The following is a 16,344-nucleotide window of genomic DNA, read 5'->3' as shown; positions in this document are numbered from 1 at the left end:
TTTGCCACCTGTGAGAGACAGAAATGTCTGTTGATTGAAAAAGAAGCCTCCTGATGTTAGCGCTAACATTTGAGAATGGCAAAGCAGATTTGCCTGACAGAATGATCTTTGCCGCCGGGATTCCAGTAGAATCGCCACCATGGCAGAACGCAAACCCCGCAACAGCGCTACCGGTCGCGTGACCTTGCAGGATGTGGCGCGGGCGCTGGATATCAGCGCCATTACCGTGTCGCGCGCCCTCAAGACCCCGGAACGGGTCTCCGTGGCGCTGCGCGATCGTATTGCCCAGGCGGTCGAAACGCTGGGCTACCGCCCGAATCATGCCGCACGCACACTGGCCTCGGCCCACTCGGGCAATGTACTGGTACTGGTGCCTTCGCTGACCAACGAAGTGTTTGTTGATGTCCTGGGGGGGATTCACGAAGAGCTGCAGCCTTATGGCATGCAAATGCTGATCGGCAATACCCACTATTCGGAACGGGAAGAAGAGCGTCAGTTGGAGGCATTTCTCGGCCACAATCCGGACGGTATCCTGCTGACAGGTGTCGACCACAGTGCGCGCACCCGACAGCTGCTGGCAGACAGCCGCCTGCCCATCGTCACCATGATGGAGCTGGACGAGACGCCTGGCAGTCGCTCGGTCGGTCTGTCGCAAAGCGCCGCCGCCGAGGCACTGACCCGGCACCTGATCGAGCGGGGCTATCGCCGCATTGCCTATGTGGTCGCCCAGTCCGACCCCCGTACCCGCCAGCGGGCTGAAGGCTACCGCACGGCGCTGGCCAGGGCAGGACTGCAAGATCGGTCGCGGGAAATCTGGGTCGAAACACCCTCTTCAGTCGGACTGGGCGCCGAGCTGCTGCAGATGCTGCTGGCCGAACACCCGGACAGCGATGCCGTATTCTGCTGCAACGACGACCTGGCCCAGGGCATGCTGTATGCCTGCCAGCGCCAGGGCCTGCGCGTACCCGAACAGCTGGCGATTGCGGGCTTCAACGATCTGGCCGCCTCAGCCTGGACCTGCCCGGCCCTGACCAGCATCGCCACCCCGCGCTACGATATCGGTCGCCAGGCCGCCCGCATGCTGCGCCTGGCCATTGCCGGGCAGGATCAGCCGTCTGCCCTGGATCTGGGCTTCCGGCTGATGGCAAGAGAAAGCAGCTAGTCCCCGCCTGCCCCTCAGACCTCATCCCGCAAGGCGCGACGCAGAATCTTGCCGACATTGGTCTTGGGCAGCTCGCTGCGGAAGACAATATGGCGCGGGCGTTTGTAGCCGGTCAGTTGCTCGCGGCAGAACTGTCGCAAAGCCGCCTCGTCCAGACTGGCATCGCGCCGCACCACAAACAACTTCACTGCCTCGCCGCTTTGCGCATCGGGCACCCCGATGCAGGCACACTCCTGCACGCCCGGATGGGTCGAGACGACAGCCTCGATTTCATTCGGATAGACATTGAATCCCGACACCAGAATCATGTCTTTCTTGCGATCGACAATCCGCACGAACCCGGCGGCATCCATCACGCCCACGTCCCCGGTGCGGAAAAACCCGTCCGCCGTCATGACCCGGGCGGTTTCCTCCGGACGATTCCAGTAGCCCCGCATCACTTGCGGACCGCGAATGGCAATCTCCCCCGCTTCGCCTAGCGGCAGATGCCGCCCGTCATCGTCGAGAATCGCCACTTCGGTCGAGGGGATCGGCAAACCGATGGCCCCGGTGAAGCCCTTGATGTCATGCGGGTTCAGCGTGGCACAAGGGGAGGTTTCCGACAGGCCATACCCCTCGAGAATCGGGGTGCCGGTTCTGGCCTGCCAGCGGTCGCTGGTACTTTGCAGCACCGCCATGCCGCCACCCAGGGTAATTTTCAGGGCCGAAAAGTCCACCCTGGCCAGCGCCGGCTGATTCAGCAAACCATTGAACAGGGTATTCACACCGGGGAAGAAGTGCAGACGATGACGCGACAACACCTTGACCAGTCCCGCCATGTCTCGCGGATTAGGAATCAACACGGTATGCGCGCCCCACTTGGTACCCATCATCATGCAGGCGGTCAGCGACAGCACATGGTAGAGCGGCAAGGCACACAGCACACCAAGCTGCTCATCAATGTCCTTCAGGACCGGCGCCGCCCAGGCATCATTTTGCAGCACATTGGCCAGGATGTTGCCGTGGGTCAGAATCGCCCCCTTGGCCACACCGGTCGTCCCGCCGGTGTATTGCAGGAAGGCAATGTCCTCATGCCCCTGCTCGCTCTCGCGCAGCGGCAGATGTTGCCCCTGCTGCAGTGCCGCCTTGAACCAGTGCGCTTGCGGCAACTGATAGGGTGGCACCATCTTTTTCACTTTGCGTACCACCAGGTTGATCAGCGGACCTCGCAGCGGACCGAGCAAATCGCCGATGCCGGTCAACAGCACATGCCGCACCGGCGTCTGATCGATCACCGCCGCCAGCGTGGCGGCAAAATTATCCAGCACGATAATCGCTTCGGCACCGGCATCATTCAGCTGGTGCGCCAGTTCACGCGGGGTATAAAGCGGATTGACGTTGACCACCGTCATGCCGGCCCGCAGGATGGCCGCGACGGCCAGCGGGTATTGCAGCAGGTTCGGCATCATGATGGCCACCCGGCTGCCGGGCGCCAGGCCGAGTGACTGCAGCCAGGCCGCCAGCGCCTGCGACCGCTGCCCAAGCTCGCGGTAGCGCAGAGACTGCCCCATGCAAGTGTAGGCAACGCGGTCGCCATAGCGGGCGAATGACTCATTCAGCAAGTGGGTCAGCGACGCATAGACAGAGGGATCGACATCCGCGGGCACCCCCGCCGGGTACGATTTCAGCCAGATCCTGTCTACCGCCATTGCGCCTACCTCCTCGATCTTGAAACAAAAATGCCGGCAATAACCGGTCATTTTTGATACCAAACGCATAAAAAGACCCAATAGATTAAGCACTTGCCGGCCGATGCACAAGTAAAACAGACATCAGGCTGCCACCGCGCCACGGCCATCCGGCAAGACAGGATTTGCATATGGAATAATCGATTGTAGACTACCTATTCTTGCAATCAGGAAGCCAGCATGAATACCACGCTTTATCTCCTCTTCTGCGTGACGGCACTGGCCGCCGTGTTCACGCCCGGTCCGGCAGTCATGCTGGCCCTGCAAAACAGCACCCTGTATGGCTGGCGCCGTACCGTGCTGTCCTCCCTGGGCAATATCTCCGGCCTGCTGGTGCTGATCAGCGCCAGTGCCATCGGCCTGGGTGCACTGCTGCGCACCTCGGCGACCCTGTTCCTGCTGCTGAAACTGGCCGGCGCTGGCTATCTGATCTGGCTGGGTATCAAGCAGTGGCGCGCTGGCGGCAGCAGTCGGCAGCAGGTGACCCGCACGCAAAACAGTCATCCCGCCCGGATGGCGCTGTATCGCGAAGGTCTGCTGCTGGCGCTGTCCAACCCCAAGGCCATTTTGTTCATCACCGCCTTGTTTCCCCAGTTCATCGTGCATGAGCAACCGCTGTTGCCGCAGTTGATCCTGCTGTCGCTGACCTTCATGGGCATGTCGTTCTCCGCCCTGATGACTTATGCCCTGGCCGGTCATCTGGTAGGGGGCAATCTGGCGGATGCCATGCAGTCGGCACGCTTCCGTCGCGCCACCGGCGGCCTGTTCATTGCCATGGGGGCCGGACTCCTGACCCTGAAGGCCAAATAGACACCACATCATGAGCCAACTTCTGACCGGTCTGCTGCTGTTCGTCGGCATTCACTCTCTGCGCTTGCTGGCACCGGCCTGGCGCGAGGCCCAAATCGCCCGGTTCGGCACCTTGCGCTGGCGTGGGATGCACTCGGTCGCGGCACTGCTCGGGCTGGTACTGATCGTGCGTGGCTATGCCGAAGCACGCAGCCTGCCCGGCCTGTACTGGCAACTCCCCTTTGCCGCGCGCCACGGCATGCTGCTTGGCATGTTGCTGGCCTTCATTCTGCTGACGGCCAGCCAGATTCCGGGCACGCACATCAAACAGCGCATCGGCCATCCGATGAATCTCGGACTGGTACTCTGGTCGGGACTGCACCTGCTGTTCAATGCCAGACCCGCCGCCCTGCTTCTGTTCGGCACATTCTTTGTCTGGTCGCTGACCCTGCTGCTGGTGTCGCTCAAACGTGACCGCGAAGCCGGTGTCAGCTACCCGCCCGGCCAGCTCAGTCGCGACCTGCTGTGTGCGGCGCTGGCACTGGTGGCCTGGCTGGCTTTTGTTCTGATCCTGCACCAGCGTCTGATCGGTGTGGCGGTACTGTGAAATGACTCCACACTGGCGCCTGCGAACAGGGATCTGTCTGCTCGGGCTGCTCTGGTCGGTGGCCGTACAGGCAGCTCACCTGACACTCACTTTCGAAGCCGACGACTGGATGCCCTTCAACGGCGATGGCATCAACCATAACGGCTATGCCATCGATGTGCTCAAGGCCATCTTCGAGCCCAAGGGCATTGCCATCGTTTTTCGCAGCACCCCGTGGGCCAGAGCGATCGGTGACGCCCGCACGGGCAAATGCGACGGTGTGATCGGGGCCCAGCGCAGTGAAATTGCCGGCTTTGTCATCCCGCAGGAAGAACTGGGGCAAGGCCGGCAGGCTTTCTATGTCCGCAAGGACAGCGCCTGGCGCTTTCAGTCGACGGACTCCCTGAAGCAGGTCACGCTGGCGGTGATCAAGGACTACTCTTACTCCCAGGCCATCAATCAGTACGTACGCGATCATCGTGATCGCGTCTATGTCGGCGTCGGCGAGCAACCATTGCAGCACAACCTGCAGATGCTGATCCATCGGCGGGTCGATGCGGTCGTGGATGACGAGACCGTCATGCAGTACGCCATCCATCGTGCCGGGCTGACACAACAGGTGGTGCTGGCCGGTTACGATACCGGTACGGAAAAAAACTATATTGCCTTCTCGCCGGCCAACCCGGCCTCGGTGACCTACGCCAGCATGCTGGACGAGGGCATGCGCCGGCTGCGCAAGAATGGTCAATTGCGCCGCATCCTGGCGCGCTATGGTCTGTCTGACTGGAAATGAAGCGGGGCAGCCTGCCGCGCACAAGACTTCGCGCGGCCAGGCTGAAGATTGACGTCTCTCAGGCAGGAACGGCCTGTGGTACGTGTGCCAGATTGCGGCCCAGGCCTTGCGCCAGTTGCAGCAGATCATCCGAGGTCTGGCGCAGCTGAGTGACGACCTCAATATTGGACTCGGCCAGCTGCGCAGTAGCCGCCACCTTTTGTGCCAGTTCGATGCTGGCCATGCGCTGCTCGCGCAGACTGCCATTGATGGTCTCGATCGACCCGACCACCGTCTGCGAACTGTCCTGGATACCCTGCATGGACTCGGCACTCTGGGCAGCCCCCTCACTGACCTGCAGCACACTTTCCAGACTTTGCTGCATGCTCTCGACCACCGACCCGGCCTCCTGCTGAATGGTCTGGATCATGGTGGTGATTTCCTGTGCGGAAACAGCACTGCGCTCGGCCAGCTTGCGGACTTCATCGGCCACCACGGCAAAGCCGCGACCAAATTCGCCGGCACGCGCCGCTTCGATGGCCGCATTGAGGGCCAGCAAATTGGTCTGATTGGCCACATCGACAATCACCCCCACAATATTGCCGATCTTTTCCACCTGACTGGTCAGGGCTTCGATACGATGCGAGGTGGCCTGTACCTTGTCCGCCACCGCCCGCATGGCCTCGGAGGACTGCATCACTTCCAGCACGCGCTGGCTGGCGATCTCCCCGGCTTCGCGCGCCATGCGGGAGGCCTTGCCGGAACTATTGGTGACATGATTGATGCTGACGGTCATCTGCTGAATGGTCGCCGCCGCCTCTCGGGTCGAGTCGGCCTGCTGCTGCACGCTGCTGCCGACCTGCTCGGTCATGCCGGCCAGGGCATGCGCGGCATCGGTGGCAGCCTGCGCGCTCCGGCGCGCCTGCTCGCTCAGCGCCGACCACTGTGCCTGCAAGGCATCAAACTCGCGCTGCAGCGACTGTCGGGGCGCATCCAGACGCCCTCCCACCCACCAGGCCAGCGCCAGTGCCGACAGCACGGCCACCACCAGCAGCGGCAGCCAGAGCGTCAGGCCGGCCTGCGGCAGCAGCATGGCCGCCAGCGCCACCGCGCCACACAAGGCGGCACCAGCCAGTTGGCTGGCCACCATTTGATATCTTGTTGTCATCTTTTCCCCCTCTTCGACATCCCGGCACCCATGGGCCAGGTGCAACAAGGCCCCCGGCTCCAGAAGGCAGCACGGGGGCCGGGTACATCCGTCTATATCGGGATTTATTTGGCGGTCACGGTCAGGAATGCCGACTGACCGGCGTTCAGGGAGCCGGTAGCCTTGGCCGACAGCGCGTAGTCATCGCTGTTGGCAATCACCACCACGCTGGTCAGCGACGGGACTTTCCCCTTGATGCCGGCAAAGTCGACATCAATCAGCGGCGTGCCGGTGGTCACGCGCTGGCCCTGACGGACGCGCGGGGTGAAACCCTGGCCATTCAGCTTCACGGTGTCGATACCGATGTGCATCAGCACTTCGGCGCCATTGTCGGCGGTCAGCGTCAGGGCATGGCCGGTACGGGCAACCTGCGTGATGATGCCGTCACAGGGCGCAACCAGCGTATTGGAAGTCGGATTGATTCCCAGACCGTCTCCCATCATCAGACCGGAGAACACCGGATCCGGCACGCTGGCCAGGGGAACGACGGCACCACTCAGCGGGGCTACCAGTTTGATCGTAGACATATTGTTTTCCTCTGTGATTGAACGAACGCCCGGGAGGCAAGGCACACCCCCTTGTAAGGGTTTCTTGCTATGCCACTGGCAAATTCTAATCACATTACTGAAAAATGTGCGTCCTTTGTGCGGCCCGATATCCTGTAATTTTGCAAAAGTTTGCTTCAGCTCAAGTACACACCGCCTTGTCAGACAGGCGGATAAAACCGCTCACAGCAAGGAATAATGCGGTTTTCATGCCAATCTACCAGACTCGCCTCCGCCCATGACATGTTGTAGTAATACTACACAACCACCCTCAGACGAGCGCCCCATCCTTTAATGCAGGTTAGCGGGAAGCCTCTGATCCTCAGGCCTGCCAGACCGAGTGCGAGGGGGTCGGTCAATACGGCGTGGCAAGCGCCTGCTGCCGGTCTTCAGCCAGCCACCGGGCCACTGCCGTCACCTGTGCCGCGTCCAGCCTCAGCCGCAGTTTGCTGCGACGCCAAAGCAGGTCCTCCGCACTGCGCACCCATTCGACATCCACCAGATAACGTGCCTCGGCCTCATACAAGCCGGGAGCGATCTCCGCACCCAGCCCCGCCAGACTGTCGGCATGGCCGATCAGCCTGACCAGCCTGGTGCCGTAGGCACGCGCATAGCGGGTCAGCAGATCCAGCGGCATCCATGGGTAGCTGGCCTTGATACCGGCAAACCAGGGATAAAAATCGGCCTGCGGCATGTCGCCGCCCGGCAGGGGTGCGCGGTCGCTGAGGCAAGGCTGCCGGCACCCCAGGCGCGGAGCCAGCAGGTCAACCGCCTGTTCAGCCAGCTTGCGATAGGTCGTGATCTTGCCGCCAAACACCGACAGCAATGGCGCCCCCTCCCCCGGATCCATCTCCAGCGAATAATCGCGCGTCACGCTGCTGGCATTATCCGATTCGTCATCCAGCAAGGGGCGCACGCCGGAGTAAGTCGCCAGGACCTCCGACGGATGGATCTGGCGCTCGAAATAGCGGTTGCTCATCTCGCACAGATAACGCACTTCGTCCTGCTCAATCGCCACGGCAGCAGGGTCGCCATGGTATTCGACATCGGTCGTGCCGATCAGGGTGAAATCACCTTCATAGGGAATGGCGAAAATAATACGCTTGTCGGGATTCTGGAAAATATAGGCATAGGGATGCTCGAACATGCGTGGCACGATGATGTGACTGCCCTTGACCAGCCGCACCGATTTGCCGGCACGCACTGCGACCTGTTCGCGCAGGAAGCGATCCACCCAGGGACCGGCCGCATTCACCAGCGCACGGGCCTGCACCGTCTGCTCGGCGCCATCGCTCTGCCGCAGCGTGCAGCACCATAGCCCGCCCTCGCGGCGAGCGCCGACACAGGCGGTACGCGTCAGAATCTGCGCACCATGCTCGGCCGCATCCAGCGCATTGAGCACCACCAGGCGGGCATCCTGCACCCAACCGTCGGAATACTCAAAACCGCGGCGAAAACCCTGCTTGAGCGGGGAGCCGGCAGGATGACGGGAAAAATCCACCGACACCGATCCGGGCAGGACTTCGCGCCGGGCCAGATGATCATATAAAAACAGTCCGCAGCGGATCATCCACGTCGGCCGCATGCTGGCATCGTGCGGCATGACAAAGCGCAGCGGCCAGATGATGTGCGGCGCCAGACGCAACAGCACTTCACGCTCTTGCAGCGCCTTGCGTACCAGACCGAACTCGTAATATTCGAGGTAGCGCAATCCGCCATGAATCAGTTTGGTACTGGCCGAAGAGGTATGCTGCGCCAGGTCATCCTGCTCGCACAGCAATACCGACAACCCTCGCAGGGCCGCATCACGGGCAATGCCGGCACCATTGATGCCGCCGCCGACCACCACCAGATCCCAGATCACTTTCTCCACGCTTTCCCCTCGCAGTCATGACTGAGTCAAGCTTAGTCAATCACCCCGCACGAGACAACAAATTATGTTGTTTTTTGTTGTTTTTATGTTCGTTTTATTTTCGAAGCAAAAAGGGCGTGCGCCGCTGACTGCACACGCCCTGATGGCTCAGACAAATTGCTTGCTGTACAGCAGGGCCGCCAGCGTGCCGCCGATCAGCGAGCCAACCACCGGCACCCAGGCATAGCCCCAGTCACTGTCACGCTTGCCGGGAATCGGCAAAAGCGCATGCATGATGCGCGGTGACAAATCGCGCGCCGGGCTCATGGCATACCCGGTGGTACCGCCGAGCGAGACACCAATGCCCAGTACCAGCAGGCCGACCGGCAAGGCATCCAGCGCACCGAGCGAGGCCTTGGGGGAGACCATGTTCAGCACGGCAAACACCAGCACAAAGGTCGCAATCACCTCAGAGGCCAGATTGCCCGGCAAGCTGCGGATGGCCGGCCCGGTGCAAAACACCGCCAGCTTGGTATCGGGGCACTCGGTATGGGCAAAGTGCTGGCGGTACATTACCCATACCAGGAAGGCACCGAACATGCCGCCCAGCATCTGCGCGCACATATACGCCGGCACACGGGCCCAGTCGAACTTGCCGGCCACGGCCAGCGCCAGCGTCACCGCCGGATTGAGATGCGCGCCGCTGTAGGCGGCCACGCAGAACACGGCGACAAATACGGCCATGGCCCAGCCAAAGGCAATCACGATCAGGCCGCTGTTATGGCCCTTGGTATTTTTCAGGATCACGTTGGCGACCACGCCATTGCCCAGCAGAACCAGCAAAGCGGTGCCAATGAATTCAGCGATCAGGGGAGTCATTGTTTGTCCTTTTTATTGAATGACCAGGGCGCCTCAAGCACCAGCCCAGGCGATGGCGGCCCGTACGGCGCGATGCCAGCCATCCACCAGCTGTGCCACCTTCTCCGCCGCCATATCCGGCTGGAAGCGGCGATCCAGCTGCCACTGCCCCTGCACATCATCCACACTCTGCCAGTAGCCCACGGCCAGGCCGGCCAGATAGGCGGCGCCCAGGGCGGTGGTTTCGGTGACCTTAGGCCTGATCACGTCCAGCCCCATGATGTCGGCCTGAAATTGCAACAGCAGATTGTTGACGGTCGCCCCGCCATCCACGCGCAGCTCCGGTACGGCAATACCGGCATCGGCCTCCATGGCCTTGAGCACATCCATGGTCTGATAGGCAATGCTCTCCAGCGCGGCGCGTGCCACATGGGCCGCCGTCGTGCCTTGCGTGGCACCAAACAGCGAGCCACGGGCGTTCTGGTTCCAGTGCGGCGCCCCCAGTCCGGCAAAGGCCGGCACCAGATAGACTCCGTCATTGTCCCGCACCTGGCGCGCCAGCTCGTCCACATCGGCGGAGTGCTTGATGATGCCCAGGCCGTCACGCAGCCACTTGACCACCGAGCCGCCGATGAAGATCGAACCTTCCAGGGCATAGTGGGTCTCGCCCTTGACCTGCCACGCCACCGTGGTCAGCAACTTGTTGCTGGACTCGGTCGGTTTGGTTCCGGTATTCATCATCAGGAAGCAGCCGGTGCCATAGGTATTCTTGACCATGCCCGGCCGGGTGCACTGCTGGCCGAACAGAGCGGCCTGCTGATCACCGGCGATGCCGGCGATGGGGATACCCGCTCCCAGCTGCGTACCCTGGGTGGTGCCATAGACTTCGCTTGAAGAACGGACCTCCGGCAGCATGCTGGCCGGCACATCCATGATCTTCAGCAATTCTTCGTCCCAGCTCAGGGTATGGATGTTGAACAGCATGGTGCGCGAGGCATTGGAGACGTCCGTGACGTGCACCTGGCCATGGGTGAAGTTCCACACCAGCCAGCTGTCGATGGTCCCGAAGGCCAGCTTGCCAGCCTCGGCACGAGCGCGGGCACCCGGCACATTGTCAAGAATCCACTTCACTTTGCTGCCGGAAAAATAAGCATCAATCATCAGGCCGGTCTTGGCACGAATCGGCGCTTCCAGCCCCCGGGCCTTCAGACTGTCGCAGAAATCGGCCGTGCGACGATCCTGCCAGACAATCGCGTTGTACACCGGCTGACCGGTTTCGCGGTCCCATACCACCGTGGTTTCACGCTGGTTGGTGATGCCGATGGCAGCCACATTGGCGCTTTCCAGTCCGGCATAGGCCAGCGCTTCGGCAGCCACACCGGCCTGCCCGCCCCAGATTTCCAGCGGATCATGCTCTACCCAGCCCGGTTGCGGATAATGCTGGGTAAACTCCTTTTGGGCGACCGACACGATATTGCCCTGGCGATCGAAAACGATGGCCCGAGAGCTGGTCGTACCCTGATCAAGTGCCAGGATGTACTGCTTTTGCATATTGTCTTCTCCTTGTGTACTGCATTGCGCCGCCGACGATCGTCGACGGCCTGTTTTCGCTGCCACCCCGCCACCCGGCACAACCCGGCAGACAATGACGCCAGCATGTTGTTTTGTGTTTGTTCCGGATTCTACACAGGGCAAAACGCTCATAAAAGGAAATTGTTACGAAAATATTCAAAACAAATGACACAAAAAACGAAAAGCGCCACGCTGGTACGAAACCCTGAGTGGCGCAGCAGAAGACGGGATGGGGACATGATCAGCGCAAATGCTTTATCCAGAGGCACAGCGCGGCAATCGACAGGCCAAGCCGCCATGCATGCCACACAGGGGCGAGAGCCCCTCGCGTCTGTCGCACAATGACAACGTCCTCAAGATGCCAGTCTGACATCATGATTTCATGACCGCTGGTCACGGGGCGATATAGAGTTCGACCCGCGATTCGGCAATCACCGCGGCCATGTCCTCCGGGGGAGGCAGGTCGGTAAACAGGGCAGTCACCCGCGACAGCGGGCCGAGTTCGACCATGGCAGGACGGCCGAACTTGGTGTGATCGGCAACCAAAAATACATTGCGCGACTGATGGATAATGGCATCCGAGGTGCGCACCTCGCGCATGTCGTAGTCACGCAAGGTGCCATCCTGCTCGATGCTGGAAATGCCAATGATGCCGTAATCCACCTTGAACTTGCGGATGAATTCGATCGTGGACTCGCCGATGATGCCCATATCGCGCGGGCGCATGACGCCGCTGGCGACAATGACCTCGCAATCCGGGTAATTGCACATCATGGCCGCCACATTGAGGTTATTGGTAATCACATGCAGACCACGGTGCTGGTGCAGTGCCTTGGCCACCTCTTCGGTCGTGGTGCCGAGATTGATGAACAAGGAAGCATGGTTGGGGATCTGTTCCGCCACCTGACGGGCAATGCGCCGCTTCTCCTCGATGCACATGACCTGACGGGTGTTGTAAGCCACATTTTCCACACTGGACTGGGCACTGGCCCCACCATGGATGCGCTGCAGCAGCCGGTTGTCCGCCAGCAACGCGATATCACGCCGGATAGTCTGATGCGTGACGCCAAAATGCGTGGCCAGCGCCTCGACGGTGACATGCCCCTCACGCTGCACCCAGCCTAGGAGCTCCTGTTGTCGCTGATTGAGAATGATCATAGTGGCATGGCGCGCTGGCTCGAGTTGATCGGCATGGAATGGTTGTGCAGATTATACAGGGGTGATATCGGCTTGCCAGCCTGACCCTCTGCCTACTCGGGAGACATCACGCCTTCCACCCGGTTACGCCCGCGCGCTTTGGCACGGTACAGCGCCTGATCTGCCAGGGCAAACAAGTCATCCAGCGCCAGGCCCGGCCGGGCGACCATGCTCGCCACGCCCAGACTGGCCCGGATCGTGGCTTTGCCCTCGTCCTGCGCCAGGCAAAGCGCCGCCACCGAGGCTCGCACCAGTTCTGCCCGGGAGCAGGCGGCCTCCAGCGTCATGTCCGGCAGGATCAGGGCAAACTCCTCGCCACCGTAACGCGCCGCCACATCGCCAGCCCGGCGGGCATGCGCCTTCAGCACTAGGGCCACCTGGCGCAGACACTCATCGCCGGCCAGATGCCCGTGGCGGTCATTGAAACGTTTGAAGTGGTCAATATCCAGCAGCACCAGGCAGAGCGCAGACCGCTGACGTGCACTGCGGCGCCAGGCGGCCTGCAGGGCCTCGTCAAAGGCACGGCGATTGGCCAGCCCGGTGAGCGAATCAGTCAGGGACAGCGCCGCCAGCTTGCGGTTTGCCGCCGCCAGATCCTGCTGCACCGCCCGCAAGGGCGTGATATTGCGGTGATGCCACAGCCGACCATAGCGGCCGTTGCCATAAGAAAACGGGATGTAATCACGCAGGTAGATCTGCCCATTGCGCAGACGCACCTCATAATTGATGTCTGCCACCCCCCGTTCGACCAGGCGGGCAATCATGCCGATTTCGCGCTCTGGATCCTGCATCATCGGACGGATCAAATCGAGAAATGCCGGCGCCGTCATGCCCACCAGCTGTTGCGGAGACTGGCTCAGGCCAAACATATGGATCAAGGCCTGATTCAGATACTCGATCCGTCCCTCGTCATTCACCAGCAGGATGCTGTCATGCAGCACCGACAAAATGGTCTTGAGCCGCAATTCATGATCATCCAGCCGTTGAGCCAACTCGGCGGGAGCCTCGATATGGGGGGCAAGATCCGTCCAGGCCAGCAGGCTGTCGAAGCCGGCCTCATGTTCGGGATCCCAGGCACGCAGATAATCCATGGCCCAGGCTAGACGCTCGCGTTCATTGAGACGGTCATCGCGCAGAATGCGCTGCAGCTCGGTCAGAACACGCAGATGCTCTTCCCTGTGATGATGCTTGCTGTCTTCGCTCAGGGGCGAAGCTGCCAGCCATTGCTCTTCATCGATGAAATGGGAGGACAGCAGATCCAGCAACTGACGCTGAACGAAATCGAAAGGGGGTAATGCGCCAGCATGACGCAAGGACTGCGACAAATCCGCAATCAGACGACGCAAGGCCAGGTGTTGCTGATCAATCTGCGCAATGCCGGTCAAGGTCTTGGTCAACAGCGACGGGGTGTCCATATCGTGCTTTAGCCTGAGATGGACACAGGATAAACCATTACTTCACGTATAGCTATTATGTTATTTCTATAATAAGCATCGATTAATGACAAGAGGGTTGCGAAAAACCAAAAAGGGGGCGAACACCTGGCAGGATGGGCTGACCGGGAAGGGGAGACCGGCCGACACGAGGGTCGCCCTGCCAGGGCTCGCCCCAAAGACAATGGCGTTCATTGTCTTTGGGGCTGACGCAGGGGTCAAAGCAGCGCGGTCAGCCCTGCCCAGCGACAGGTCGCTCTGTGGTACGGGTGCTCATTGCCGCCAGCACCACCTCCGGCAAAGCCGGTACCCGGGTAATGCGCACCCCGATGGCGTCGTGGATGGCGTTGAGAATGGCCGGGGCCACCGGCACCGTCACCGGCTCTCCGATCCCCTTGGCGCCAAACGGCGCCGAACTCACAGGATCTTCGATCAGATAGCGGTGCATATTCGGCACATCCATCGCGGTCGGAATGATGTAATTGCTCAGCGACGGATTGCGGATCTGCCCCTCGCGAACCACCAGGTCTTCATACAAGGCATAGCCCAGCCCCATGACGAAGCCACCGTCTATCTGCCCTTCCACCATGACCGGATTCAGCGCCCGGCCCACGTCCTGCGCGCACCATGCCTGGGTGCAGCTCACTTGTCCGGTCAGGGTATCGACCTCCACCTCGACACCATAGGCATTGAAGGTATACGGCCAATAGGGTGCGCCATAGCCATTGTCGTCCAGCTTGACGGTCTGGGCGGTAAAGGACTCGCGCACCCGCAGAGTGCGGCCTTCGGCAGCCATGACGGCAGCAATCTCTGTCAGATCCAGACCGATTTTCGGCAAAAATGTCAGATAGACCCGGTGGTCATCGACGGTGAAACTCAGTCCGGAGTTGATCTTGGAGAAGGCATCGCGCGAGCGGTTGAGCTGCTCGACCGTTTCCAGAATCAGGGCCCGGCGGAAGCTCTCCGCCGCCAGTCGCACGGCATTGCCGGTGTTATAGGTCTGGCGCGTGGCGGCAGCCGTACCGGCATCCTCGCATTCGTCGGTATTTTCGCTGGTCATGCGGATACAGCCCACCGAGACCCCCAGCGCCTCGGCACAGATTTGCGGCATCACCGTCTTGGCCCCCTGCCCGACTTCGGCCGCACCGACCCGCAACAAAAAACGCCCCGCCGGCAAGAGCTCGACCTCGGCGACCGAAACATCGGGAAAACCGTTGCCATAACCGGTGCCATACCAGCAAGCCGCGATCCCCCGGCCGCGCCGCACCGTGCCACTGCCCCGGTCGAAAGGCACTTGCGCCATGCCCTGCTCAATCGCGGCCAGGCAACGATCCAGAGGTACCGCTTCCGTCAGCAGCTGGCCATTACCCGTCTCACTGCCGACCCGATAGATATTGCGCCGGCGCATCTCGAAAGCATCCAGTCCGAGCTGCTCCGCCAGTTGCTCGATCAGCGACTCGTGCACCATGGTGACCTGGGTCGCGCCGAAGCCGCGCATGGCGCCAGTAAAAGGGTTATTGGTATAGACCGCGTAACTGTCGACTTTGACATGAGGAAAGACATAGGGGCCGGTGATATGCACCCCGGCCTTGCGCAAGACATTGATCGCCCAGGAAGCATAGGCGCCGGAGTCGCCGATCAACTCAGCCTCAAAGGCAAGCAGACGCCCTGCCGCATCGGCCCCCATGCGTGCTTTCATATGGATCGGGTGACGCTTGGAATGCGCCAGAAAGGATTCGTCACGCTCGTAGGCGATCTTGACCGGCCGGCCAGTCAGCAGACAGCCCAGCGCGGCATGAATCTGGATGGTGATGTCCTCGCGGGCGCCAAAGGCGCCGCCAATCGCCAGATTAAGCACGCGCAGCTCGCTCTCGGGCACGCCCAGCGCATCGGCGATTTCCAGCCGGTCAAAGTGCGGATACTGCGAGGCAACACAGACCACCAGCTTGCCATCCTCGTCACGATAGGCCAGCCCGCTCTCGGTCTGCAGGAAGGCGTGATCGACAAACGGCGAATGAAACTCCCCCTCGGCGACGACAGCGCAATCCTGCCAGACGGCATCGGTATCGCCCTTGCGGCAGCGATAATGAAAAATCACATTGGGCAGCCCCTTGTCCTCGGGGCGTGTCCAGCTCTGGGTCATGGCTTCGTCGTAGAAGAAAAAACGGTCTTCATACTCATTGACCACCGGCGCCCCGGGTCGCATGGCTTCGCGCGGATCGAATACCGCCGGCAAAGGCTCGTATTCGACGACCAGCAGGCGTGCCGCAGCCTGCGCCTGGCAAGCGGTTTCTGCCAGCACCAGTGCCACCGGATCGCCGATGCGGCGCACCTTGTCATGACAGAATACACAATGATCCTTGTACAGCACGCCATGATTGTTATGGCCGGTGACGTCTTCGGCGGTCAGAATGCGCACCACCCCGGGGGCGGCGGCGGCACGGCTGAGATCGAGCCCCAGAATGCGCGCGTGGGCATGCGGCGAACGCACGGTCACGCCATACAGCTGCCCTTCCCGATCCAGATCATCCGGATAACACGCCCGTCCTGTCACCTTGTCGCGGCCTTCGCGACGCTCCACATTGCGGCCGATTGTCTGCAGCTCCGCCATCATGCTCATCCCGTGTTTGGTTGGCCCCGGCGC

The 16,344-nt window shown here is 61.3% G+C and carries 13 protein-coding genes; 4 read left to right on the top strand and 9 right to left on the bottom strand.

Going from position 1 to position 16,344, the window contains the following annotated elements; all coding sequences use genetic code 11:
- The first annotated feature begins 139 nt into the window (after positions 1-139).
- Positions 140-1,162, top strand: coding sequence for a LacI family DNA-binding transcriptional regulator (locus tag JNO51_RS05985; protein WP_215782105.1), 1,023 nt, complete (start codon positions 140-142; stop codon positions 1,160-1,162).
- A 14-nt stretch (positions 1,163-1,176) separates the two neighbouring features.
- On the opposite strand, the gene JNO51_RS05980 is transcribed toward JNO51_RS05985, so the two are convergent.
- Complete coding sequence (locus JNO51_RS05980) at positions 1,177-2,850, bottom strand: long-chain-fatty-acid--CoA ligase (protein ID WP_215782104.1); 1,674 nt, start codon at positions 2,848-2,850, stop codon at positions 1,177-1,179.
- 219 nt (positions 2,851-3,069) lie between these two features.
- On the opposite strand from JNO51_RS05980, the gene JNO51_RS05975 reads away from it, so the two are divergent.
- Genes JNO51_RS05975 through JNO51_RS05965 form a run of 3 tightly spaced genes read left to right on the top strand, consistent with a single transcriptional unit; the run spans position 3,070 to position 5,057 of the window.
- The gene (locus tag JNO51_RS05975; RefSeq protein WP_215782103.1) at positions 3,070-3,699 is read left to right on the top strand and encodes a LysE family translocator; all 630 of its coding nucleotides are present in this window, start codon (positions 3,070-3,072) and stop codon (positions 3,697-3,699) included.
- A 10-nt stretch (positions 3,700-3,709) separates the two neighbouring features.
- On the top strand, positions 3,710-4,285 hold the full coding sequence (locus tag JNO51_RS05970; protein ID WP_215782102.1) for an NnrU family protein: 576 nt from the start codon (positions 3,710-3,712) through the stop codon (positions 4,283-4,285).
- A gap of 1 nt (position 4,286) precedes the next feature.
- Positions 4,287-5,057 (top strand): ABC transporter substrate-binding protein, encoded by a 771-nt coding sequence (locus tag JNO51_RS05965; protein WP_215782101.1) that lies wholly within the window; start codon positions 4,287-4,289, stop codon positions 5,055-5,057.
- Between the two features lie 58 nt (positions 5,058-5,115).
- Here JNO51_RS05965 and JNO51_RS05960 read toward each other — a convergent pair whose 3' ends face one another.
- From JNO51_RS05960 to JNO51_RS05925, 8 genes are all read right to left on the bottom strand, one after another.
- On the bottom strand, positions 5,116-6,204 hold the full coding sequence (locus JNO51_RS05960) for a methyl-accepting chemotaxis protein (RefSeq protein ID WP_215782100.1): 1,089 nt from the start codon (positions 6,202-6,204) through the stop codon (positions 5,116-5,118).
- Between the two features lie 104 nt (positions 6,205-6,308).
- Positions 6,309-6,770 (bottom strand): PTS glucose transporter subunit IIA, encoded by a 462-nt coding sequence (locus tag JNO51_RS05955; RefSeq protein WP_215782099.1) that lies wholly within the window; start codon positions 6,768-6,770, stop codon positions 6,309-6,311.
- Between the two features lie 373 nt (positions 6,771-7,143).
- The gene (gene glpD, locus JNO51_RS05950; protein WP_215782098.1) at positions 7,144-8,661 is read right to left on the bottom strand and encodes a glycerol-3-phosphate dehydrogenase; all 1,518 of its coding nucleotides are present in this window, start codon (positions 8,659-8,661) and stop codon (positions 7,144-7,146) included.
- Between the two features lie 147 nt (positions 8,662-8,808).
- A complete protein-coding gene (locus JNO51_RS05945; protein WP_215782097.1) occupies positions 8,809-9,519 on the bottom strand; it encodes an MIP/aquaporin family protein in 711 nt (236 codons plus the stop codon).
- A 33-nt stretch (positions 9,520-9,552) separates the two neighbouring features.
- Entirely contained in the window at positions 9,553-11,049 is a 1,497-nt protein-coding gene (glpK, locus tag JNO51_RS05940; protein WP_215782096.1) for a glycerol kinase GlpK, read from the bottom strand.
- A 414-nt stretch (positions 11,050-11,463) separates the two neighbouring features.
- Entirely contained in the window at positions 11,464-12,228 is a 765-nt protein-coding gene (locus JNO51_RS05935) for a DeoR/GlpR family DNA-binding transcription regulator (protein ID WP_215782095.1), read from the bottom strand.
- Between the two features lie 92 nt (positions 12,229-12,320).
- Positions 12,321-13,682 carry a diguanylate cyclase gene (locus JNO51_RS05930; RefSeq protein ID WP_215782094.1) on the bottom strand — a complete coding sequence of 454 codons (1,362 nt, stop codon included), beginning with the start codon at positions 13,680-13,682 and terminating at the stop codon, positions 12,321-12,323.
- Positions 13,683-13,932: 250 nt separating this feature from the next.
- The gene (locus JNO51_RS05925) at positions 13,933-16,314 is read right to left on the bottom strand and encodes a xanthine dehydrogenase family protein molybdopterin-binding subunit (protein WP_215782093.1); all 2,382 of its coding nucleotides are present in this window, start codon (positions 16,312-16,314) and stop codon (positions 13,933-13,935) included.
- Between the last annotated feature and the right edge of the window lie 30 nt (positions 16,315-16,344).

The organism is Paludibacterium sp. B53371, assembly GCF_018802765.1.
In the GTDB taxonomy this organism is placed as follows: Bacteria; Pseudomonadota; Gammaproteobacteria; order Burkholderiales; family Chromobacteriaceae; genus Paludibacterium.
The sequence above is the reverse complement of the archived record's forward strand: the minus strand, read 5'-3'. Positions and strand labels throughout refer to the sequence as shown.

Coding starts and splice junctions, on each gene's coding strand:
- JNO51_RS05960 (WP_215782100.1), bottom strand. CDS start 6,204: ATGACAACAAGATATCAAATGGTGGCCAGCCAACTGGCTGGTGCCGCC.
- JNO51_RS05955 (WP_215782099.1), bottom strand. CDS start 6,770: ATGTCTACGATCAAACTGGTAGCCCCGCTGAGTGGTGCCGTCGTTCCC.
- JNO51_RS05985 (WP_215782105.1), top strand. CDS start 140: ATGGCAGAACGCAAACCCCGCAACAGCGCTACCGGTCGCGTGACCTTG.
- JNO51_RS05980 (WP_215782104.1), bottom strand. CDS start 2,850: ATGGCGGTAGACAGGATCTGGCTGAAATCGTACCCGGCGGGGGTGCCC.
- JNO51_RS05925 (WP_215782093.1), bottom strand. CDS start 16,314: ATGATGGCGGAGCTGCAGACAATCGGCCGCAATGTGGAGCGTCGCGAA.
- JNO51_RS05930 (WP_215782094.1), bottom strand. CDS start 13,682: ATGGACACCCCGTCGCTGTTGACCAAGACCTTGACCGGCATTGCGCAG.
- JNO51_RS05945 (WP_215782097.1), bottom strand. CDS start 9,519: ATGACTCCCCTGATCGCTGAATTCATTGGCACCGCTTTGCTGGTTCTG.
- glpK (WP_215782096.1), bottom strand. CDS start 11,049: ATGCAAAAGCAGTACATCCTGGCACTTGATCAGGGTACGACCAGCTCT.
- JNO51_RS05965 (WP_215782101.1), top strand. CDS start 4,287: ATGACTCCACACTGGCGCCTGCGAACAGGGATCTGTCTGCTCGGGCTG.
- JNO51_RS05970 (WP_215782102.1), top strand. CDS start 3,710: ATGAGCCAACTTCTGACCGGTCTGCTGCTGTTCGTCGGCATTCACTCT.
- JNO51_RS05935 (WP_215782095.1), bottom strand. CDS start 12,228: ATGATCATTCTCAATCAGCGACAACAGGAGCTCCTAGGCTGGGTGCAG.
- JNO51_RS05975 (WP_215782103.1), top strand. CDS start 3,070: ATGAATACCACGCTTTATCTCCTCTTCTGCGTGACGGCACTGGCCGCC.